This is a genomic window from Rosettibacter sp. KY25, assembly GCF_057554405.1.
In genome coordinates this window covers 14,213-34,937 of record NZ_BAAJAO010000026.1, presented here as the reverse complement: position 1 = coordinate 34,937, position 20,725 = coordinate 14,213, and the positions used below count along the sequence as shown (strand labels likewise).

Genomic DNA, 20,725 nt, shown 5'->3' with positions numbered 1-20,725 from the left:
CTTTGATGCCGATGTAGCAATGGAGCAGTTGAATGCAACTAAGGGACAAATTGGTGCTCAGATTGCAACAGCAATGCTTGCACAGATGAATACTGCACCTCAACAGGTTCTTAACCTTTTCCGTTAATATGAACCTGAAGTAATAAACATTAGTTGAAAATAATAAAGAGAATGTCTTCTAAAGCCCCCTCTATGTGAGGGGGCATTAAATAAAAAAAATAATGGATTAAAAAAATGTATACAGCACAAACATTAAGAAACAAAAGTAATCCATATATCTTCAATCAAATCAATAATGCAACTCCTCAAGAACTGATTTTAAAAGTTTATGATTTCGCAATTCTGAATTGCCAAAAAAATGATTTGTTCAAAACAAATGATGCAATTCAGGTTTTGATTAATTCTCTGAATTTTGATGACCCTGCTGCTAAAGAAATTTCAATAGGTTTATTGAGACTTTATCAGTTCTGCCAAGAACAAATGAGAAAACACAATAACCAGATTGTTTTGAAAATTTTAACTGAACTTAGAGATACCTGGATTAATGCATTAAAAAATATGAGATAAAGCATGGCATATGATGCGCTTACAACATCGGGTATCAATAATTTAGTTGATACTTATAAGACTAACGAACAGAGTAAGAGAATAACTCCTTTAACCAAACGCAAATCATATTATGAAAATCTTAACTCTGCTTACTCTACATTAAGCAGCAAACTTGATTCTTTGAAATCTATTTTAAGTGAACTTAAAAGCGCATCATCCAATTCTATTTTTTACTCTAAAGCTGCAGAATCTTCCAATACAAATTTTTTAGATGTAGTTGCAAATTCAGGTGCATTGGACGGAACTCATTCAATCAGAATAAATCAACTTGCAAAGAATGATACGGTTTTATCTATAGATTTAAATTCAAGTGCACCTTCAACAGTTATTACAACTCCAGGCACACATGAATTTGTTATTAAAACAGGAGATGGTTCAGGCGGAGAATTTGTAAGCAAAGTATCTGTTACTTTTGACAGCTCAGATTTTACTAATGGCCAAATTTCAAATAGCACTTTGATGCAAAAAATTCAAAGTGCAATTAATTCTGATAAAGCTGTAGTTCTTTCTTCATCAATTTCTGGCAGCACAACTTCATCTGGTTCGTTTGTAATAGATTTAAATGGAACTGAAACAGTAATAAATTATTCTGCAGGAAATTACAGCGATGTAATTGATAGCATTATTTCACAAATTAATTCTATCGGTGGATTAACCGTAGAAAAAATTGTAGATGGTTCTAATTATCAATTAAAAATTACAGTTAATGATTCTTCAAAATATATTACTATAAAAAATGATACTGGCACATTATTAAGTGAATTAGGAATTAATGTAACTAAAGAAAAAGGTGCTTCGGGGTTGGTAAGTGCTTCTCTCTTTTCACCTGTTACAGGATATTCTCAATTATCAATCAAATCTAAAAATTCTGGTTATGATTACAGAATTACAGAAATTTCCGAATTCGGTAGTAGTGCAGCATTATCTGCAGTTGGATTGAATTTAGGAACAACAAGGCAAGCATTTGTTCAAAATACCGGCAATGATACACCAGGATTTCTTTATACTTTTGACCAGCTTAATGCCAAAATTACATTTAATGGTATTAATGTTGAAAGAAACTCAAATATCATTACTGATTTGATTGATGGTACTACAATTACATTAAAATCTGTAATGCAATTTTCTGATGCAGATGTTGAAATAACAGTTAAAAATGATTCAACAAAGATTAAAGATAAGATTAATGACTTTATCACAAAGTTTAATGATATCTATAAATACATTAAAGATAAATCAAAGACAGTTGATTCTTCCCGTGGTTTGTTTGTTAGTGATACAACTGCTTCGTCTTTACTGAGCATATTAAGTACAATTGCTTATAGTTCAGTTGCAGGAATTCCTGACAATGAAATTAATACTTTATCTAAAATTGGAATTACGTTTAATATCGACAACGGTTTAGTCCTTAGTGATTCAGACAGATTAGAAGATGTTATTAATAATAATCTGAATGGCTTGATAAATTTATTTACACTAGACACAAATGGTATAGCAGTTAAACTGTATGATAGAATTAATCCATATCTCGGTGCAGATGGTTACATCGCAAAAGCAAAATCAAATTTTGATACAACAATATCATCATTGAATGACAGCATTTCTGCTGCACAAAAAAGTATTGACAAAAATGCAGAAATCTTAAGGTCCAAATATCAAAAGATGCAAATGCAATTAGCACAGTTGTTATCGTATCAAAATTATTTTTCGTTGTTTGGCTCTTCATCTTATACAAGTTAGGATAATTTTTTATGGAACAAGATTTAAAAAATAAAATTAGTGCAATGATTAATTTGCTGGATAGTTTGTCAGCTCAGCTTGATGAAATTAATCCAGATAATTTTGAAGATAAATTTCAGCTTGCTCTTGAAACTATGATGGTAATTCAAAAAATCAAAGATGAACTCATAAAAAGGTATGGAGTGGATTATCTTCAAAAAAATGTTCCTGAAGTGTGTGATAGGGCTAAACTAATTGAAAAAAAATACGATAATATAATAGAGCAATTTAAGCTGGCAGCCTCAAAACTTGAAAAAGAGATATCCAGCTTAAATAGCCAGAGAAAAATTATAAATTATTTAAGGTGAAACTGTGCAAATAAAAGGTATTTCAAACAATAATCCTTTTACACCTTCGCCTAATCAGGTAAAAACTACGGATTCAAAAGGTTCAGGCGAGGTAAAGGATAAAGACAAAATTGAAATCTCCTCTGCAGCCAGAGATTTAGCAAAGAGCGAAATGGCTTCGAAAAAGTTAGAAGAGATTAAACAAAAAATTGCTAACAAATTTTATGATTCAGAGGAAGTAATAAACAAAGTTGCTGAAGCCATAATTAAAGAGCTGAAAGGTAAGTAAATTGTGTAAAGTTCAATCGAAAACTATTCACCTTTACGTTAACATACATACTCCGAAAGGCAGGCAGAGATAAACAATTTTTGTCTGCCTTTTTTTATTAGTTAAACATACTAACTCTGTTTTCGATAATATTATGTATTAAAATTATTTTGAGGTTGACGATGAATGAAAAATCAAAAGTAAAAAATGAAACTGCCGAAATACTTCAGCTGGTAGGATTCAAAATAGCTGATGAAGAATATGCTGTTGATATTTTAATGGTTCAAGAAATTATAAGAATGATGCAAGTAACTAAAGTTCCCAATGCACCAGATTTTGTTGATGGAGTTGTTAATCTTCGTGGAAGAATAATACCTGTAATTGACCTCAGAAGTAAATTGGGTCTTCCAAGAAAAGAAGTTGATAAAGATAAAAGAATTATTGTTGTTGAAGTATCAGGCAAAACAGTAGGATTTATCGTAGATGCCGTAACTGAAGTATTACGTATCCCAGCATCAATAACAGAACCACCGCCGGATTTAGTTACAAATGTCAATTCAGAGTTTATAAAAGCAGTTGGTAAACTTGAAGATAGATTATTAATTCTAATTGATTTAGAGAAAATTTTATCATCTAATGAAAAATTAGAATTAAGCACTATAAATCAAGAAGAATAATTTTAAAAATTATTCAAATAGTTACTTAAAAAATTTTTTAATTAATCGATAATATCAATGAAAATGATGGAGCTCATATGTCGCTTATTAATTGGAGTGATAATCTAAGCGTTAACATAAAAGGCTTGGATAATCAACATAAAAAACTTGTTAACATAATTAATGAATTGCATGATGCGATGAAGCAGGGGAAATCGAGCACTGTTCTTACAAAAATTCTTTTTGAAATGGCTGCTTATACTAAAACACATTTCAAATCAGAAGAAGAATTGTTTGAAAAATATAATTATCCGGAAAAAATTAAACACAAAAAAGAACATGATATGTTCGTACAAAAAGTTGATGAGTTTATGACTGAATACAAATCAGGCAAAACAAATTTATCTTTTGAACTGATGAACTTTTTAACAAAATGGCTTACCAATCATATTCAAGTTTCTGATAAAGCTTATTCAGGTTTCTTAAATAATAATGGTATTTATTAAAAAATTGTAAAAATATACAGGAGTAAAGTATGCGCTCTAAATATGTATTATTTGGTTTAATATTTGTAATTATGTTTTCATCTAAAACTATAGCAGGTAAAAACATAATTTTACCAGGCGATGAAGATTACCTGCCTATAGCTGATGTAATGCCAGAACCAGTTGATGGCTTAGCTAATTTAATGAAAAAAATTAGTTATCCAAGTGTTGCACGCTCTGCTGGTATTGAAGGAAGAGTTATAGCAATGGCATATATTAATGAAAATGGTGGGGTTGATGATGTTAAAATTATTAAAGGAATAGGCGGTGGATGTAACGAAGAAGTTGAAAGAGTATTAAGAGCAAGTAAATTTAAACCCGGTGAAAAAGACGGCAAACCTGTAAAAGTAAAATTAACAATGTCATTTGTATTTAAGTTAAATTAATAACAAAAATAGATGAAAGCCATGTTGTCGATAAAAAATCTTAAGTTCAAAGCTAAACTTCGTGTATCATACTTCGTACTCGGAGCTCTCTGTACAATAGTTATTCTTAACGATTTAGTACAGATGTTTAAGATTAACAACTATAAAAATCAGATTTATTCTGATTACATAGCTCCTTCTAATGAAGTTGATTTAATTTATAGAGAATTTCAGGGTATCAAAAATACATTGCTTAAATTTTCCATCCCAAGTTTTGAATCTCAGATGGAAAAAAATTTGAAGTCCCTAAGCAAGATGAAAAGTTCTATAGATACATCTTTAACCAATTTAATTAAAAAATATGAAGGGACTTCAATTGAGAAAGATTTGAAAGAAGTTAATAAATCGTGGGCTGATTATAAAAGTCTTGTTATTGATGGAACATTAAGTGCTGCAGCAATTAAAGATTATGAACTTGCTGCAGAAGTTGCAACAACATCCGGCGAAGAAATTGGCGAAAAGATGCTTAATAATTTTCAGAACTTAAAAGAAAATTTAAGAGCTGAAGGAGAAACACTTAATACAAATTTATCTGATGCTATTACATCATCTCGCATAGTTATTTTTGCGGGAATGCTTGCAGGTTTATTATTCTTCCTTTATGCTTTCACAAAAATTGTATCTTCTCTTACCAAACCTGTTGAGTATTTAAAAAATGTAATTGCCAAATTTTCTGTTGGTAACTTTAAAGAAGTAGTTCATTATGATTCCAAAGATGAATTTGGTGAACTATCCGATATGCTTGAACAATTAAGGCATGCACAACATGAAAAAATAAAAGCTGCAATTGAAATTTCTAAGGGTAATCTTGATGTAGAAGTGAAAGTATTATCAGAAGATGATGAGTTATCAAAGAGCATTGAATTAATGATTGGAAACTTAAAGAATCTTATTTTAGAAATGAAAAACTTAACTGAAGAAATTATTGAAGGAAAGGTAACAAAACGTGGCGATGCAAATAAATTTTATGGAGCATATCAAGAAATTATTGTTGGAGTAAATTCAACACTTGATGCTTTATTCATGCCAATAAAAGCTGGAATTGAAGTTCTTGAGGAGATGGCTAATGGTAATTTTAATGCAAGAGTTACTGGTGAGTTCAAAGGCGACCATAAGTTAATTGTAAACAGCATTAATACACTTGGTGATTCACTCACAAATATTTTATCAAACATTGCAGAGATGATTAATCTTACAGCTTCAATAAGTGAACAAATTTCTTCATCAACAGAACAAATGGCTGCAGGTGCACAGGAACAAAGTTCGCAAGCTCTTGAAGTTGTAACTCAAGTAGAAGAAATGACAAGAACAATTTTAAGCACTTCGAAGAACGCAACTTTAGCTTCCGATGCATCTAAGAAAGCTGGACAAGTTGCTCGTGAAGGAGGAGAAGTTGTTGAAAAAACTGTTGAAGGTATGAACCGTATCGCAGAGTTTGTTGAAAAAGCCGTTGAAAAGATTCAGGTATTAGGTAAGAATAGTGAACAAATTGGAGAAATTGTACAAGTTATTGATGATATTGCAAATCAAACCAATTTACTTGCATTGAATGCTGCAATTGAAGCTGCAAGAGCAGGCGAACAGGGAAGAGGTTTTGCTGTTGTTGCTGATGAGGTTAGAAAATTAGCTGAAAGAACAACTAAAGCTACAAAAGAAATATCTGATATGATTAAGAGAATTCAAGAAGTAACTGAAAATGTTGTTGAATCAATGAGTGAAGGAAGCAGCGAAGTAAAATCAGGTAAAACTCTTGCTCAAAAAGCTGGTGATTCTTTGAAAGAAATTATACTTGCTTCTGATGCAGTTCTTGATGTGGTAAATCAAGTTGCAGCTGCAAGCGAAGAACAAAGTGTTACAAGTGAACAAATAAATCGAAATGTTGAAACTATAAGCAAAGTTACAAATGAAAGTGCTGCAGGAATTCAACAAATTGCATCAGCCGCAGATGAACTTAATAGAATGACTACAAACCTCAAAGAATTAATTAGCCACTTTAAGTTTGATAATAAAAATAATGGACAAACTAAAGCTCTGGGATTTAAAGAAAAGCTCCTTACAAACTAAAGAACCCCTATAACTCAAATAAAACTCCCTCCAAAAGAGGGAGTTTTTTATTTTTGTAAAACAAATATTCAACAATTTTTAGGTCAATTTATGAAAAAAATAAAATTGGGAATCATAGGCTGCGGAATTGCAGCAAGAGAACTCCATTTGCCTGCACTTGAAAAATTATCTGACAGATTTGAAATTACTGCTGTATGTAATCATACTGAAAAAAAAGCAGTAGAGTTTTCTAAACTTGTAGGCAATGTTCCTTACTACCTTGATTATAAAGATTTATTAAAAGATAAAAATGTTGATGCGGTTGATATCACACTTCCAATTGAACTGAATTATAAAACTGCAGTTGATTCAATTAATGCTGACAAGCATGTATTTCTTGAAAAACCTCTTGCAGCAAATCTAAAAGATGCTAAAAGATTAGTTGAATTATCAAAAAAGAAAAATGTTGTGTGCTATCTGGCAGAAAATTATAGGCATGATAATCTTTATTTAGAAATAAAAAAATTATTGGGAAGAAAAATTATTGGGAATGTTTATTCAGTTGTATGGAATGTATTTAATAATCTTTCATTAAAAAATAAATATGCTCAAACTAAGTGGAGAAAGAATAATAAATATCCAGGTGGTTTTGTCTATGATGGTGGTGTTCATAATATTGCTGCACTGAGATTACTTTTTGGTAATTTTAAATCGGGTTATGCTATTAAAAAATCAATCAGAAAAGAAATAGGAACCGACGATACATTTTCACTTAATTATGAATTTGAAAATGGAGTAAATGGAGTATTGAATATTTATTTTTCTGTCAATGGAATTTATAAAAATGAATTACTGGTATTTGGTGACAAAGGAACAATAATTACAACTAATAATGTGATTGAAATTTACAGAGAAAATAAAGATATAAAAAAAATTAAAGTAGAAACTGATGGTGGTTTTGAAAATGAGTTTAAAGAATTTTATGACGCCGTTGTCAAGGGGAAAAAATTCATTAATACATTTGAAGAAGGGTATAATGATATAAAGATATTATTGAATGCATTTGAAGCAGCTGAGAGAAATGAAATAATATTTTTTTAGAAAAGATTTGCATTGAAGCCCTACGGTGTTTTTGAAATTTTATTATGAAGGAATGTTTATAACATCTGTTCGGAAGAAATATATTACGGCACAATCTTGTTCCAAAGTAATGCCTAACACCATAATTTTGTAATTCTATTACATTAATCCCGCCAGCATTAATTAGCTTACAAACCTACAACCTTTAACCTATTTTCATTGAACCCCTTTAGGGTTCTAAAAATTTATTTGGTTAACTTTTTTCTATTAATATTTAACCCCTTTTTGGGTTTTTCATGTTGTAACATTCGACCTGTAACCATTTATATTTATCGAAACTTCGTTTCGTGTTACAATCCACCAGCCCATTATTCCAATTTTCCATTATTCCAAGCGCTTCTGTTCCCATCGTCTAATATTGAACCCCGTCAGGGTTCTGAAAAAATATTTTATCTGTGATAATTCTTCTATTCATATTAAACCACTTTGTGGTTTTATAACCTGTAAAATGTAATCTGCAACTTGTAACATATAACCATTTCTTGTTTCGAAGGAATGTCTTAGCGCATAATTTTGTTCCAAAAGAATGCCTTACGGCATAATTTCCAAATCTATCACATTAATCCTGCCAGCATTAATTAGCTTACAAACCTACAACCTTTAACTCATTTTCATTGAACCCCTTTAGGGTTCTAAAAAAATATTTTTTCTGTGGTATTTCATCTATTCCTATTAAACCCTTTCAGGGTTTATAACCTTTTACCTTCAAATCTGTAACCTTCAACCTATTGACTATTCATATTAAACCACTTCGTGTTTTTTCAAGCTTTAACATTTGACCTCTAAGCTGAAAACTTCAACCTTTAATTTGCAACCTAATAACTATCAAACAGCTTTCCCTAAGTTGTATTTTTTTCTTTCATTAGAGTCTAAGTAAATTTTTCTTAATCGAATTGATTTTGGAGTTACTTCAACCATTTCATCATCTTCAATGTATTCAAGTGCTTCTTCGAGTGTAAATTTGATTGGTGGAACGATTTTAATTGCTTTGTCGGAACCTGAAGCACGCATGTTTGTTAATTTTTTACCGCGCTGAATATTTACTTCAATATCATTTTCTTTATTGTGTTCGCCAATTATTTGTCCCTGATAAACAATTTCTCCAGGTTCAATAAAAAATTTACCTCTATCCTGAAGTGAATCAATTGCATAAGCCGTAGCAGGGCCGGTATCCATTGAAATTATTACACCATTTTTTGATTTATTAATTGCACCTTTAAAGTATTCATATTGATAGAAACGATGATGCATAGTAGCTTCACCGGAAGTAGCAGTTAAAATTTTTGTTCTTAATCCCATCAAACCTCTTGAAGGAATATGAAATTCAAGTTTCTGCAAATTTCCTTTATTTTCCATTTTAATTAATTCACCTCTGCGTTGCCCAACAAGTTCAATTACTTTGCCTGAGTATTCAGTTGGAACATCTACTACGAGAATTTCAATAGGTTCAGCTTTTTTACCATTAATTTCTTTATATATAACTTTTGGTTCACGAACTTGAAGTTCGAACCCTTCGCGTCTCATGTTTTCAATTAAGATTGACAAATGTAAGATACCTCTTCCTGATACTTTAAATGCATCAGGTGAATTGGTCTCTTCAACTTTTAGTGCAACGTTATGTTGTAATTCTTTATAAAGTCTATCTCTTAATTGACGAGATGTAACAAATTTTCCTTCTTTGCCATAAAAGGGAGAATTGTTAACAGTGAATGTCATACTGATTGTTGGTTCATCAATTGAAATAATTGGGAGTGGTTCAGGATTCTCTGCATCTGCAACTGTATCACCAATATCAATATCATCTATGCCAACAATTGCACAAATATCTCCACATAGAACCTGTTCAACTTCTGTTCTTGTTAATCCATCGAACACAAATAATTGTTTTGGTTGAACTGTATGAATGGTTCCATCTCTTTTGATTACACATAAGTTATCATTTTTCTTAAGTGTTCCTCTAAAAACTTTGCCTATACCAATTCTGCCGACATAATCATTATAATCAAGTGCAGAAATTTGAATTTGTGTAGAACCGATATTATCAGGTGGCGGAGGAATAAAATTTATTACTGCATTGAGAAGTGGGGTTAAATCTTTTCTTTCATCTTCTAAATTATAAACAGCCCAACCTTCTCTTCCACTTGCATATAAAATTGGGAAATTTAGTTGTTCATCATCAGCATCTAATTCAATGAATAAATCATAAATTTCATTTAAAACTTCTTGAGGGCGATTATCAGGTCTATCAATTTTATTGATTATAACAATAGGTTTTAAATGTAAACTCAAAGCCTTTTCTAAAACAAAACGAGTTTGAGGCATAGGACCTTCGAAAGAATCAACAAGGAGCAAAACACCATCAGCCATTTTAAGAACACGTTCAACTTCACCGCCAAAGTCTGCATGTCCAGGTGTATCAATTACATTAATTTTATAGCCATTGAATGGAATACTAATATTTTTTGCGAGTATTGTAATTCCGCGTTCACGTTCTAAATCATTGGAATCTAAAAATCTTTCCTGCACAATTTGATTTTTACGAAATATTTGGCATTGTTTTAATATCTGGTCAACTAAAGTAGTTTTCCCGTGGTCAACGTGAGCAATAATAGCAATGTTTCTAATCTTATTTATATTATTCATGATGAAATTCTTTATTTAATTAAAAATGAAATACAAAGATAAGCAATTATTTGGTGAATTGTTTTAATAATTATGAGACTATGGTAAACGATTGATAAGTTTATAAGATTTTTTTGTTTATCAAAAAATTTGATGTAAAAAATAAGATGCGTGTTATCAAACAGATTAAAAAGCAAATTACAATTTGTATCAATAAAGTATCTTAAGTTTATTAAATGAATTTTAAGATGATATTAGAAAGCAAATTAAAGTTTTGAGATAATTATTCAAATCAACAAGAGCTTTTGCTGTATTTAGCTTGCCAATTAAAATTCTGAGATAGATTACAATGAGATTTTACCTTCAGAGAGGAAGAAATTATTAAATATATCGAAAATTTTATTTCTGCCTTGTTTTGACTTGAACCATTTTTCTCTTTTCATGGCTTCTGACCTTAAAGAAAAAGATTCGGAATAAATCAAAGTCCAAGGTCTAAAAGGTTTAGTAGATTTAACTTTGCCCGAATTGTGATAACTCAAACGATTAGAAATATCATTAGTTTGACCAACGTAAGTACGATTATATGAAGGGGAGTAAAGTATGTAAACAAAATATTTCATTGATTAAAAATCTTGGCGGAGTCTTTTGGATAAAATTCGAACTCATTTTGAGCAAAACCCCGACGCTGAAATCTGACCTGTGCGTCTGCCTTTGGCGGACGCACGCCCACCTGCACCCAAAACGAGTGAGCGGGCAAAAATTCATTTCCCCCAGACCCCCTTTTCTTTTTACCCGTCTGCTCTTTGGCTTCGCCAAAATTTTTTCAGAAGAAGAAGGGCTAAAAAACAGAGGACGTTGAGCTATTTTTTCAAAAGAAATTTATATCCTTCAAAATCTTTAGGTTTATTATACTCAAATCTCTCGAAAATGTGTATAAGCACGCGTTCTTGTAAATGTTCGCGCTGTTTTTGTTCGTTGCCAATTTTCTTTAACCATTCTGGCGGTTTTTTAATAAATTGCTCCATTAAACCATTATTTTCAGAGAATGCTTGAACATTAATATAAAAAATATCCTTTACCAAATTTTCATCTTCCCCTTCATTCAATGGTGAAAGTTGAATAAGTTGCCCAATTCTATTTTTATTTAGAATCAAAATTTGTTTTTCTATTTTACGGTGATAAGTCTCGAAAACGGGAATTAACTGACCATCAAAATTATACCATCCACCAAAACTTTTTACTTCAAGCTGCTTAACATCTCTATACCATTTAGGCTTAAAATTTTTAGAATCTTCAAAAAACCGCCAGAACGCAATATCTGTTGCAAATATCACTATATCATCTATATTCTTGAATTTTGAAAGCACACTTTCAAAATCTTCCTTTGAGATTTCTTGACAACCTTTAGCTATTTCATCAAGGAGGGATGAATTTTCACCAGAAGCAAGATCGCGTCCATAATTATCACCCCAATTAACGTAATCCACGTGCCATTCATCAAAGAAAGCAGCTTTGTCGTCGACAATATTAATTCCAAATCGCTCTTTTTTACTTAAAATTATTTCTTTTGTTTTATCCTCGTATGCTTTGAGATATTTTATGAAAATGTCACGTAAATTTGCAGTCTCGTAAAAACTCTTTAAGACTTCTTTTTTAAATTCTTCGACTCTCTTTTGACTAATATTACCAGATTTATGCTTTGCAGAAATTTGCTTAGTTGCTTCTTCTTTTATTTTTTTCAAGAATGGCACAAGTTTATCATCAAAAATTTCATTTAACTTTGTAGTATCAAAACCAATTTCTGCAAGCATATTTGCATTTTTCTTAAGGTCTCTCGCCACTTCAATAAAATCATCTATTGAGTGCTCAATATCACTTAATCTATAAATATGTAAATCTGGTAATTTATAATTTTCAATCTGTGAGTATCTACCCTCGGTATCTGCTGGAACGCTTTGCAGTACACGAGCCAGAAGCAACAGGAAATATTGTTTGTAATATTTTTCACTTCCATGATGTCCTTCCCAAAAATCAAATCTTCTTTCAAAAAGTCCTTTGCGGAAATAAAATTGTATAATCTCGTCTAATGTTCTTGGGGTTATATCATGACCAATCCAATAGCCGTCAGAGTCAGGTGGTTGTTTGTATTCCCAAAGGTACTTGATATAGCTATATCGTTGCTTAAATAAGCAATACGCACCTATTGCAAAAACAATTTCTAAAAGATCTTGATACTTAAACTGCGAGATGGCAAAATCTCTAATTTCTTCTTCAATCTCTTGTGCTTCTTTGCGTTGTTCCTCATTGAGATTTGGCTCGATAATTGATTTAAGTTCATCAAATTTTTTTAACCACGATTCTAGTTTTTCTTTTGTATATAGGTCATTTTCTGAATTGACTAGCTCTTTAATTCGTTTTTCTATACCATACTTTGTGTCAAGTTGATTATATTTTTGTAGGTCTTTATGTAAAATAAGATGTCCATAATTCCAAACCTTCCCTCTGTAATAATCTGGAACGTGTACACCATCAACCAAAGACGAAACCAAGTCATTAAAAAGAGATGTTTGATTTTCAGAAACTATATATTTAACGGAAGAAAAGAAGTGCTTATCAAATAGTTCTAAATACGATAAATCAAAACCACCTTCTTTTTGTCTTAATTTATTAAAGACTATGTCAATGTACCAATGAATTGAGGCGGCATACATTGAGCGGTCTTGATTTTCTATAGCAAGCCTTGCTACTTCGGCAAGATATTTTAATAATTGCTCTACAAATAGATCGTTCTTAGGTATTTGGCTAACTTCAGCAAGAATCCAATTAAGATTATAAGTCGCAAATCTACTTATCTCGTCATTTTTCGTTTCTATAGCCGCCTCATGAATTCTTAAAACTTGATTGATGGCTGTTGAAAAAGAAATCAGATACCTATCGGGGTCAAATGCTAGCCTAAATTTCGCCTCTTTTTCATCTTTTTTGTATAGATCAAAAAATTCTTGTGCCAAAAGTAGACGTTCAAATTTATCGGGGTCGTTTTTTTGAATAGCAAAAAAATCTTTGATGATATTTTTTATTCTTTCCAAGCCTTGAATTACATTTTTATTTCTATTTCTTCTTTTTGTCTCAAAAACTAGTATATCGCCAATTCCTTCAAGGGATTGAATAAATCTTTCTTGTTTCAATATTAAATTTTTATTATTTGAATAATTTTTCTGCTTCATTGAAAAGTTCATTTAATATAAAATCTGTATCCGTCATATAGCGTTTTAATTTAGGCAAAAACTTAAATAAAAAGATACCCGCAATAAATAAAAAGCCTATAAATGTTATCCACGCTAAGATTTTCCATAGGGGCCATACAGGATTATCTTGCACAAAAAATTTTAGACCAATTGCGATAATAATATTCGCTATCAAAAAAACAGGAAGCCATTTAATTTCCCAATTTTGTAAGAATTTCTTTGTTATAACTTCTGATTGGTATCTTTCAGAAATTCTAGAGACAATTTCAAAACTTAAAGGAATAGCAAGACCTATAACCACAGCTTCAAAAGCTGCGATATCTGATAAAAAATTTGGGGTAGGGGTAAAGTTAATAATGTATTTAAATATATCGCTCATATTTAACATATCTAGTTGATTTTGCATTCTACTTTCTTCGTTGCTTCATCTAAAAGTTGTTTTGCTTTTTTGCTTACAGATTTCATTTTAATGATTGATAAATTAAATCATCTATTTCTTCTCGTAGTTTTTTGATTTGTTCTTTGTATTGATTGCTTTTTTCTTCCCGTTGTTGGATTTCGGAAACAATTTTCTGCTGAATTTCTAAATCTGGTAGAGGAATTTTTATTGCAAGCAGATCTCTTATGTCAATACGCGGATGTCTTTTGCCATACATAATCAAGGCAGATTTTTTAATGTATTCATTAGAAAGTAAACAATATTTTAAATAGTGAACATTTATGTTTGTGTTGATTATTTTAAATGGTACTAATTCTGTGGTGCCGATAAAATTTTTGGTTTTGTCATTTATAAAGACATAGGCAAGGTAAGGGTCTATCTTTGAGATAACAATATCTGCGTCTCCAAACACAACCTTATCCGAACCTATTTCCTCTACCTCGTTTGTTTCATCAAGAATTCTACCAGTTTTCGCTTCTAATTGTACCAAATCCAGAAGAATATACGATTGATCTAATATTCCCTTTTTTAAAACTTGTGCTTTGTGTTTTTTAATAAGTCGCCCCAATGATACTTGGTCGTATTTCCCATTTTCATCAAAAAGTAATCCTTTATGATTTTCAAAAAAACTGTAGTATTGCGCCCCCAATCTTAAAAACAAATTTTTTCCTATTTTGTTTGCTTTAAGCACAAAATGATCTTCATTGTGGTCAGCGAATCTTTGACTTTTAACTTCATATTTGACAAACACATCATCAATAATATCTTGGAGAGATTCAATTTTTGATTTGATCTGAGAAATTTTTTGTTCATTCTCATTTATTTTCTGAATTATTCTATCTTTATTTGCTTTAATTTTTTCAATAAGTTCATCTTCAATAAAGAAAAATTTTAAATCATTTTCTTTTAATGTAGGATAACCTTTTCCCTCTCTACATAATCCTGTTAATCTTTCAAATAAAACTGTTCTTAATAGATATTTTAATAACCTACTTTCTATTAAATTTTGTTTAGGTAAGAGATATAAAAATGCTTTTGTAAAATATAAATCTTTCTCATTATCAGTAATAGTGATAAATTTCTTTAAATTTGGCCTGACGGAAGATATTAATATTCCACCCCTTTCTGGTTTAAAAATATCTCCATTTTCTATTTTTTTTAACAATCTTTCTTTTTCTGTTAAATCTAATTGTTTATCATCTGATAAATTAAATGGTTCTATTTCGTCTTCATTATTTACCGATCCAATTTCAACATATTTAATCTCATTTATGTCAACTTCTGGACATTGTTTTTCTTCTACTTTAAAAAAATTTAAAAAAGGAGATGTTTCTTTTGTCTCAACAATCTTTGTAAAAACGCTATGAAACTTTACATCAAAGCGTAAAGTTTTTTCTTTGTTAAAATCAGACAAAGATGTTTGGTAAAAATTTACTCCCATATTACATACTTCCTTAAATAATCCAAAATTGTTTTTGGATTTTTAGTGTCAATATAAATTATTCGATCTGAATACTCGCCTTCGGAAAGGAAAAGTTGGTTTGGTCTTTTTTCTTCTTTTCTTACACCCCGCTTATAACCAAGCTCTTCTGCGTGAGCCATAAATATAGGACAATCTTGTTCTTTTGAAACATTCTTGAATACCCACCATTCAAGGTCAGCTTCCTTAATACTTTCTTCATATTTTTCTTTAAGTTCTTTAAATGATAATTCTTTATCTTCCACTTCAAAATTTTCCTTACCTAACAACTTAATTAAAAGTTCTATAAATTTTTCTTTGTCTTTTTCTTTATTTGATTTTAATAACTTTTTAATCTTATCTGATAATTCGTTATATGCTTCTTCATATTTATCCCAGAGTTTATTCCATTTTTCTACTTCTTTCTCGGTTTTCTTTTGTGCAAAAAGCAAACTTGTTTTCGTTTGAGTATAAGGAGCGAAAGCTAAATGAGGTAAAGAAACAACTGCTTTTATCCAAAAATACTTATAAAGAAAAAGGCGAATATCTCTATTGCTTGTTGTATCAAAAACACTTTCTGGCAAAACAATCCCCATTCTTCCGCCTTCTCTTAATAACTGATACCATCTTTCAATAAATAGATTTTCTGTATCTACTTCCAATTCTTTATTATTTTTTAATGTCTTTGCAATTTTTTCACCTCGTAAATAAAGTTTAGGAAATTGCTTCGCTGTATCTCTATCAACAGTGATACTGAACGGTGGATTAGAAATAACAACATCAAATTGTTCATTAACATGGAAAGGATAAACTTTACTATCTTTTTTAATGGCTAATTGTTTATGATAATTTTTGAAATCAACTAAACCATCTTGAGGTTCAATATTTGCTGAACCATCGCCATGTGCTACCATATTTACCTTTGTTGCCATTGCTAAATCAGAATTTATCTCAATACCGTAAATATATTCGTCAGCCCAAGCATTTTTTCGTAATCGCTGGAAGTTTTTATCTAAAAACTCTTGTGTAGCGTAATCTTTTTTAAGTTTGCCTTGCTTTTCGGCTTCTTCTTTAACTCTATCAATTAATTTCATCGCATGAATTAAAAAAGTTCCAGAACCACAAGCGGGGTCTATTATATATGGTAATCTTGTTTCGCTGTTTATTAAATCTAAAGTGAATTCGTCAAGTTTCAACGCATAAAGGATAAAGTCAACTATGTTTTGATGGGTAAGATATTGTCCTTTTGTTTGTTTAAATTCCTGTCTAACTATTTTTTCAAAGAAATCACCAAGAATGTCATATTTGTTCTCTATAAAAGAGATTTCTTGTAGAACCTCAACAACATATTTAACCTTTGGCTCGTCAAAGATAATATCTTTAACTTTGTCTAAATTTTCGTCTTTATAGTTTAGTAAACGTTTTAAAGCGCAATCGGAGTATTTTCCAGTTTTTGGGTGCTTTTCTCCTTTATAAAGTTTATTTATTCTTTTGTAAGTCTTCCCTGGGGGTTCTTGATCTAACCCTTCAAAGAAAATTTGAAATTGATACGGTTTACCCTCAGGGGTTGTCTTCTCATCATAAATTTTGGCTAAAAACATTCCAATTAAATTAAAGAAGAGTTCATTTTGGTATTTCCCGCCAGCCCATAAAATATTATGAAGATCTCGTGCAATACGATCTAACTCTTCTTTTCTAACATCTTTTCTTAAATCTTTTTCTCCCCCTTTAATAAACTTTGGCGGCTTATCTTTAATCCCATAATTTTTAGGAATGTATCTTAAATTTGGTCGTCCTGCATCTTCCCATTCTTCAAAAGATTTATACTTTGTATAATCTATGGTCTCATATTTTTCTTGTAACTTGCCATCTTCGTTATACCAACGAGTATAATAAATCAAAAATTTTAAAGTCCCCCTCCCTTTATCTTCTGTAGCAGCTGGTTCAAACAGTTGGGTTCTGATTGATGACTCAAAATATTTATCATATTCTTCGGGTGATTTTAATTCAAAAAGCATAAATGGATGGTCATTTTCATTGTTTATCACGATATCCATTTTAATATCTGTCTTTTTATGAGGATGACCGATCTTGCGATATTTTTCTAAATCAATTCTATCTGGTTTATATTTATATTTTTCAATTAAATCTATATAAAGTTCGGCTCTGACCTTTTCTTCTGGATCTAAAAAATTATCAGTAAATTTTTGGGTAAGATAAGTAATTTTCGAACCGTCGCGACTAATAGAAATATATCCCTTATTTTTACCTATCTTAATTAGGGATGATTTTTCACCCGTTATAACTTTCTCTTTTATTGATTTGTAATTTGCGTTGTTCATATTAACCCCTTTTCTTTAAAACTTATAAATCCTGTTTTGGCAATGATTATATGGTCAACTACTTCAATACCTAAAATTTTACCAGATTCAACCAATCTTTTAGTAATTTCTAAATCGTCTTCTGATGGCTCGGGGTCGCCTGATGGGTGATTGTGAGCCAAAATAATTTGTGCGGCTAAATTTCTAACTGCTGGTTCAAAAACCTCTCGTGGATGGACTAAACTTGTGTTAAGAGTTCCTATGGAAATAATTTCTCGCTTGATTTCTTGATTTCTGGAGTCAAGATAAAAAATAACGAAATGTTCTTTTTTGTGGTCACGTAAATCTTTTAATTCCTCCCAAATCTCTTTCGGTGTTAGATAAATTTGGGCTTTTTTATCTTTGAGAAATCTTTTGCCAAGTTCAAAGCAAGCAACAATTTCACAAGCTTTGGCTGGACCTAATCCCGGATAATCCTTTAAATCGTTAAAGGTCAAATTTGGCAATTTATTTGCGCTAAATCTTTTTAGAATTTTATTTGCCAATTCAACTACATTTTCTTCTTTTGTTCCTGATCTCAGAATAATAGCCAAAAGTTCAGAATTAGAAAGTTTTTCCGGTCCATATTGTATTAACTTTTCTCTTGGTCGTTCAACCCTTGGCAACTCTTTGATTGTTTTTTTAATTTTATTCCCCATAATTTTATTTTATTAAGTCATCTATGCCGACTTCTAATGCTTTGGCGATTTTTGTTAATGTTTCTATTGTAGGATTTTTATTAACTCCATTTTCTATTTTTACAATGGTATTAAGCGACAAATTAGCAAGCCGGGCTACTTTTTCTAAAGAATAGCCCTTTTTCTGCCTTAATTTCTTTAGATTTTCAGAGATCTTATTTGACATTTCCATAACCATTATTTAACATTATAGTATATAGAATAAATTATAAACTTTTTTGTTTTTCTATTATAATGATAAACAATAATTCAAAAATAGTCAATTAAAATTTAGGGAGTTCCTTTTTGTTGCCCGCAGGCAAGCTCGATTAACTTAGCTGAAAGTATTGGACTTGCAAGGGATTCAGATTTTTTGTTTACAATTTTTAATCCATTTCTTGCAGGATTGGAAAAAATAAAATTTGGTTTACAGGAAATCCCAGTAAAAGAAAATTACTATATTGTAAAACTCGATTCAAGCCGACATTCTCAAAGTGATAAGCCTTTTATTGTTGAAATGAATGAATATGGCAAAATGATTGAATTGGATTTTCTACATTCAACTCTTTCTGTTCCCAAAGGAATGGATTTACAAAAAGTTGCAGATAATATTGAAATTTATTTTTAGTCCATTTAATAATAATAACAGGATATTCCTATTTTTCCCGCTTTCTTTCCGATTTTAAAGGTTTACTTAAATATAATAATAAAAAAAGAAGCCAGCTGTTGATTAGTCCCGCCAGGCTCTAATTGCCCCTGGGGCTAACCAAAACTGGCAGAACAGAAATACTAACTGAAGATGACTTTGTCAAAAAATGAGCTGAAGCATAAGATGAAAGATAAAATGAGTCTTATAGAAAAAATTAAAAGTGATAATTATTTCGGATAAGTAATTCACTAACTAAATAATTATTAACCATACCGAAAGGATGGATGCCCAGAAAATGAAATTGAATTTTTATTTTAGTTTCTGATTTTAAACTTATTTACGAATTAGTAATTTTATAGTTAATTCAGTTCTAATTCGTAAAACACTAATTAGAATATATCCATTTTTTCATTTAAATGCGTTTTAAAGCTTGGATTTTTATAAAACCTATATATTTTTTATATCATTTACATGAAATCTTGTCTTATAAGTGATTTAAATGCGTTTAAAATGAATTTTTAACCATAAGCTAATCAACCTTTGACCTATTAACAAATCCCGATAAAGTCGAGACTGAATTTTGACTTGTATTGCAGTAAGCATGTTTGACAATTCATACTTCTCTTTTTAGGGAGTCAAAAAATTCACTCTCTCTTTTTAGGGACTAAAAAAATTCTAAGCGAGAAAAATTTTTATTGCAAAAGTTAAGTATCTTCATTAAGTTGCTAAAAAACTTAATTGCTTGGCGGTAGTGGGAAAAAAGTTTAACTGGAAAGCCGTTCAGAGTTTTAGGGAAGCCAAGCCCCAAGTTTCTCTGAGCGGTTTTTCCATTTAATAAAAACGTTCTTTGAATCAGTAAAGAATCAAGTATAATACTCATCAAAAAAGTGATGACAAAATTGATGACTTTTTTAACCCTGGATTGAACTTAAGAAGAGCGAGATTAAAAAGAAGTCTTTAAGAAAAATTGTGAATTTTGATTAAAAATCTTGGCGGAGAGGGCGAGATTTCCGTCACTTTGAAAAAGTGACGAGATCTCGTTTGTCCCGAAAATTTGGGACGAAACGGACGAACTCGCGATAGAGGTTTAAGCCCCTATGGCGGTTTAGTCCGACAAAAGTCGAGACCGCTGCCTTCAGCAAGAAAAAAATTATTAAGAATTTCAGAAATTTTATTTCTGCCTTGTTTTGACTTGAACCATTTTTCTCTTTTCATGGCTTCTGACCTTGAAGAAAAAGATTCGGAATAAATCAAAGTCCAAGGTCTAAAAGGTTTAGTAGATTTAACTTTGCCCGAATTGTGGTAGCTCAAGCGATTAGAAATATCATTAGTTTGGCCGACGTAAGTACGATTAAATGAAGGAGAGTAAAGTATGTAAACAAAATATTTCATTGATTAAAAATCTTGGCGGAGAGGGCGAGATTCGAACTCGCGATAGAGGTTTAAGCCCCTATGGCGGTTTAGCAAACCGCTGCCTTCAGCCACTCGGCCACCTCTCCACACTTTGTAAAAGAAAAATCAA

Annotated in this window: 20 protein-coding genes and 1 tRNA gene; 11 read left to right on the top strand and 10 right to left on the bottom strand. The window is 30.8% G+C overall.

Annotation, left to right across the window (positions count from 1 at the left end; all coding sequences use genetic code 11):
• The 10 genes from AC27L2_RS12480 to AC27L2_RS12435 all read left to right on the top strand — a co-directional run.
• Nucleotides 1-127, top strand: a 127-nt coding sequence (locus AC27L2_RS12480) for a flagellin (RefSeq protein ID WP_487212092.1), incomplete at its 5' end; no start/stop codon positions are given.
• A 107-nt stretch (nt 128-234) separates the two neighbouring features.
• Nucleotides 235-567: a flagellar export chaperone FliS gene (locus tag AC27L2_RS12475; RefSeq protein WP_487212090.1), complete on the top strand. Its 333-nt coding sequence runs from the start codon at nt 235-237 to the stop codon at nt 565-567.
• 3 nt (nt 568-570) lie between these two features.
• Nucleotides 571-2,349 (top strand): flagellar filament capping protein FliD, encoded by a 1,779-nt coding sequence (fliD, locus tag AC27L2_RS12470; protein ID WP_487212089.1) that lies wholly within the window; start codon nt 571-573, stop codon nt 2,347-2,349.
• A gap of 11 nt (nt 2,350-2,360) precedes the next feature.
• Nucleotides 2,361-2,696: a hypothetical protein gene (locus AC27L2_RS12465; protein WP_487212088.1), complete on the top strand. Its 336-nt coding sequence runs from the start codon at nt 2,361-2,363 to the stop codon at nt 2,694-2,696.
• Between the two features lie 4 nt (nt 2,697-2,700).
• Entirely contained in the window at nt 2,701-2,964 is a 264-nt protein-coding gene (locus tag AC27L2_RS12460) for a hypothetical protein (RefSeq protein ID WP_487212087.1), read from the top strand.
• 161 nt (nt 2,965-3,125) lie between these two features.
• Nucleotides 3,126-3,620, top strand: a complete 495-nt coding sequence (locus AC27L2_RS12455; protein ID WP_487212086.1) for a chemotaxis protein CheW — start codon at nt 3,126-3,128, stop codon at nt 3,618-3,620.
• A gap of 77 nt (nt 3,621-3,697) precedes the next feature.
• Nucleotides 3,698-4,105, top strand: a complete 408-nt coding sequence (locus AC27L2_RS12450) for a bacteriohemerythrin (protein ID WP_487212085.1) — start codon at nt 3,698-3,700, stop codon at nt 4,103-4,105.
• Between the two features lie 29 nt (nt 4,106-4,134).
• Nucleotides 4,135-4,530, top strand: a complete 396-nt coding sequence (locus tag AC27L2_RS12445; protein WP_487212084.1) for an energy transducer TonB — start codon at nt 4,135-4,137, stop codon at nt 4,528-4,530.
• Nucleotides 4,531-4,551: 21 nt separating this feature from the next.
• Complete coding sequence (locus AC27L2_RS12440; protein WP_487212083.1) at nt 4,552-6,633, top strand: methyl-accepting chemotaxis protein; 2,082 nt, start codon at nt 4,552-4,554, stop codon at nt 6,631-6,633.
• A 90-nt stretch (nt 6,634-6,723) separates the two neighbouring features.
• A complete protein-coding gene (locus AC27L2_RS12435) occupies nt 6,724-7,713 on the top strand; it encodes a Gfo/Idh/MocA family protein (protein ID WP_487212082.1) in 990 nt (329 codons plus the stop codon).
• 864 nt (nt 7,714-8,577) lie between these two features.
• On the opposite strand, the gene typA is transcribed toward AC27L2_RS12435, so the two are convergent.
• From typA to AC27L2_RS12395, 8 genes are all read right to left on the bottom strand, one after another.
• Nucleotides 8,578-10,386, bottom strand: coding sequence for a translational GTPase TypA (gene typA / locus AC27L2_RS12430; protein WP_487212091.1), 1,809 nt, complete (start codon nt 10,384-10,386; stop codon nt 8,578-8,580).
• Nucleotides 10,387-10,718: 332 nt separating this feature from the next.
• Nucleotides 10,719-10,994 (bottom strand): GIY-YIG nuclease family protein, encoded by a 276-nt coding sequence (locus tag AC27L2_RS12425; protein WP_487212081.1) that lies wholly within the window; start codon nt 10,992-10,994, stop codon nt 10,719-10,721.
• 240 nt (nt 10,995-11,234) lie between these two features.
• Nucleotides 11,235-13,598, bottom strand: coding sequence for a hypothetical protein (locus AC27L2_RS12420; RefSeq protein ID WP_487212080.1), 2,364 nt, complete (start codon nt 13,596-13,598; stop codon nt 11,235-11,237).
• Nucleotides 13,573-14,025 (bottom strand): hypothetical protein, encoded by a 453-nt coding sequence (locus AC27L2_RS12415; protein WP_487212079.1) that lies wholly within the window; start codon nt 14,023-14,025, stop codon nt 13,573-13,575. The genes AC27L2_RS12420 and AC27L2_RS12415 overlap by 26 nt, the downstream gene beginning before the upstream one ends.
• A gap of 55 nt (nt 14,026-14,080) precedes the next feature.
• Nucleotides 14,081-15,499 (bottom strand): restriction endonuclease subunit S, encoded by a 1,419-nt coding sequence (locus tag AC27L2_RS12410; RefSeq protein ID WP_487212078.1) that lies wholly within the window; start codon nt 15,497-15,499, stop codon nt 14,081-14,083.
• A complete protein-coding gene (locus AC27L2_RS12405) occupies nt 15,490-17,859 on the bottom strand; it encodes a type I restriction-modification system subunit M (RefSeq protein WP_487212077.1) in 2,370 nt (789 codons plus the stop codon). Before AC27L2_RS12405 ends, AC27L2_RS12410 begins: the two co-directional genes overlap by 10 nt.
• Nucleotides 17,856-18,536 (bottom strand): RadC family protein, encoded by a 681-nt coding sequence (radC, locus tag AC27L2_RS12400; RefSeq protein WP_487212076.1) that lies wholly within the window; start codon nt 18,534-18,536, stop codon nt 17,856-17,858. Before radC ends, AC27L2_RS12405 begins: the two co-directional genes overlap by 4 nt.
• Nucleotides 18,537-18,540: 4 nt before the next feature.
• Nucleotides 18,541-18,741: a helix-turn-helix domain-containing protein gene (locus AC27L2_RS12395; protein ID WP_487212075.1), complete on the bottom strand. Its 201-nt coding sequence runs from the start codon at nt 18,739-18,741 to the stop codon at nt 18,541-18,543.
• Nucleotides 18,742-18,927: 186 nt separating this feature from the next.
• Between AC27L2_RS12395 and AC27L2_RS12390 the strand changes: the two genes are divergently transcribed.
• Nucleotides 18,928-19,182 (top strand): hypothetical protein, encoded by a 255-nt coding sequence (locus AC27L2_RS12390; protein ID WP_487212074.1) that lies wholly within the window; start codon nt 18,928-18,930, stop codon nt 19,180-19,182.
• Nucleotides 19,183-20,298: 1,116 nt separating this feature from the next.
• Here AC27L2_RS12390 and AC27L2_RS12385 read toward each other — a convergent pair.
• Together AC27L2_RS12385 and AC27L2_RS12380 are read right to left on the bottom strand one after the other, a co-directional pair.
• A complete protein-coding gene (locus AC27L2_RS12385; protein WP_487212073.1) occupies nt 20,299-20,595 on the bottom strand; it encodes a GIY-YIG nuclease family protein in 297 nt (98 codons plus the stop codon).
• Between the two features lie 13 nt (nt 20,596-20,608).
• Nucleotides 20,609-20,702, bottom strand: a tRNA-Ser gene (locus AC27L2_RS12380).
• Between the last annotated feature and the right edge of the window lie 23 nt (nt 20,703-20,725).

Excerpts from the sequence above, each read along its gene's own strand:
- AC27L2_RS12475 (WP_487212090.1), top strand. The coding sequence starts at position 235 with ATGTATACAGCACAAACATTAAGAAACAAAAGTAATCCATATATCTTC.
- fliD (WP_487212089.1), top strand. The coding sequence starts at position 571 with ATGGCATATGATGCGCTTACAACATCGGGTATCAATAATTTAGTTGAT.
- AC27L2_RS12465 (WP_487212088.1), top strand. The coding sequence starts at position 2,361 with ATGGAACAAGATTTAAAAAATAAAATTAGTGCAATGATTAATTTGCTG.
- AC27L2_RS12455 (WP_487212086.1), top strand. The coding sequence starts at position 3,126 with ATGAATGAAAAATCAAAAGTAAAAAATGAAACTGCCGAAATACTTCAG.
- AC27L2_RS12450 (WP_487212085.1), top strand. The coding sequence starts at position 3,698 with ATGTCGCTTATTAATTGGAGTGATAATCTAAGCGTTAACATAAAAGGC.
- AC27L2_RS12445 (WP_487212084.1), top strand. The coding sequence starts at position 4,135 with ATGCGCTCTAAATATGTATTATTTGGTTTAATATTTGTAATTATGTTT.
- AC27L2_RS12440 (WP_487212083.1), top strand. The coding sequence starts at position 4,552 with ATGTTGTCGATAAAAAATCTTAAGTTCAAAGCTAAACTTCGTGTATCA.
- AC27L2_RS12435 (WP_487212082.1), top strand. The coding sequence starts at position 6,724 with ATGAAAAAAATAAAATTGGGAATCATAGGCTGCGGAATTGCAGCAAGA.
- AC27L2_RS12425 (WP_487212081.1), bottom strand. The coding sequence starts at position 10,994 with ATGAAATATTTTGTTTACATACTTTACTCCCCTTCATATAATCGTACT.
- AC27L2_RS12420 (WP_487212080.1), bottom strand. The coding sequence starts at position 13,598 with ATGAAGCAGAAAAATTATTCAAATAATAAAAATTTAATATTGAAACAA.
- AC27L2_RS12415 (WP_487212079.1), bottom strand. The coding sequence starts at position 14,025 with ATGCAAAATCAACTAGATATGTTAAATATGAGCGATATATTTAAATAC.
- AC27L2_RS12410 (WP_487212078.1), bottom strand. The coding sequence starts at position 15,499 with ATGGGAGTAAATTTTTACCAAACATCTTTGTCTGATTTTAACAAAGAA.
- AC27L2_RS12405 (WP_487212077.1), bottom strand. The coding sequence starts at position 17,859 with ATGAACAACGCAAATTACAAATCAATAAAAGAGAAAGTTATAACGGGT.
- radC (WP_487212076.1), bottom strand. The coding sequence starts at position 18,536 with ATGGGGAATAAAATTAAAAAAACAATCAAAGAGTTGCCAAGGGTTGAA.
- AC27L2_RS12395 (WP_487212075.1), bottom strand. The coding sequence starts at position 18,741 with ATGTCAAATAAGATCTCTGAAAATCTAAAGAAATTAAGGCAGAAAAAG.
- AC27L2_RS12385 (WP_487212073.1), bottom strand. The coding sequence starts at position 20,595 with ATGAAATATTTTGTTTACATACTTTACTCTCCTTCATTTAATCGTACT.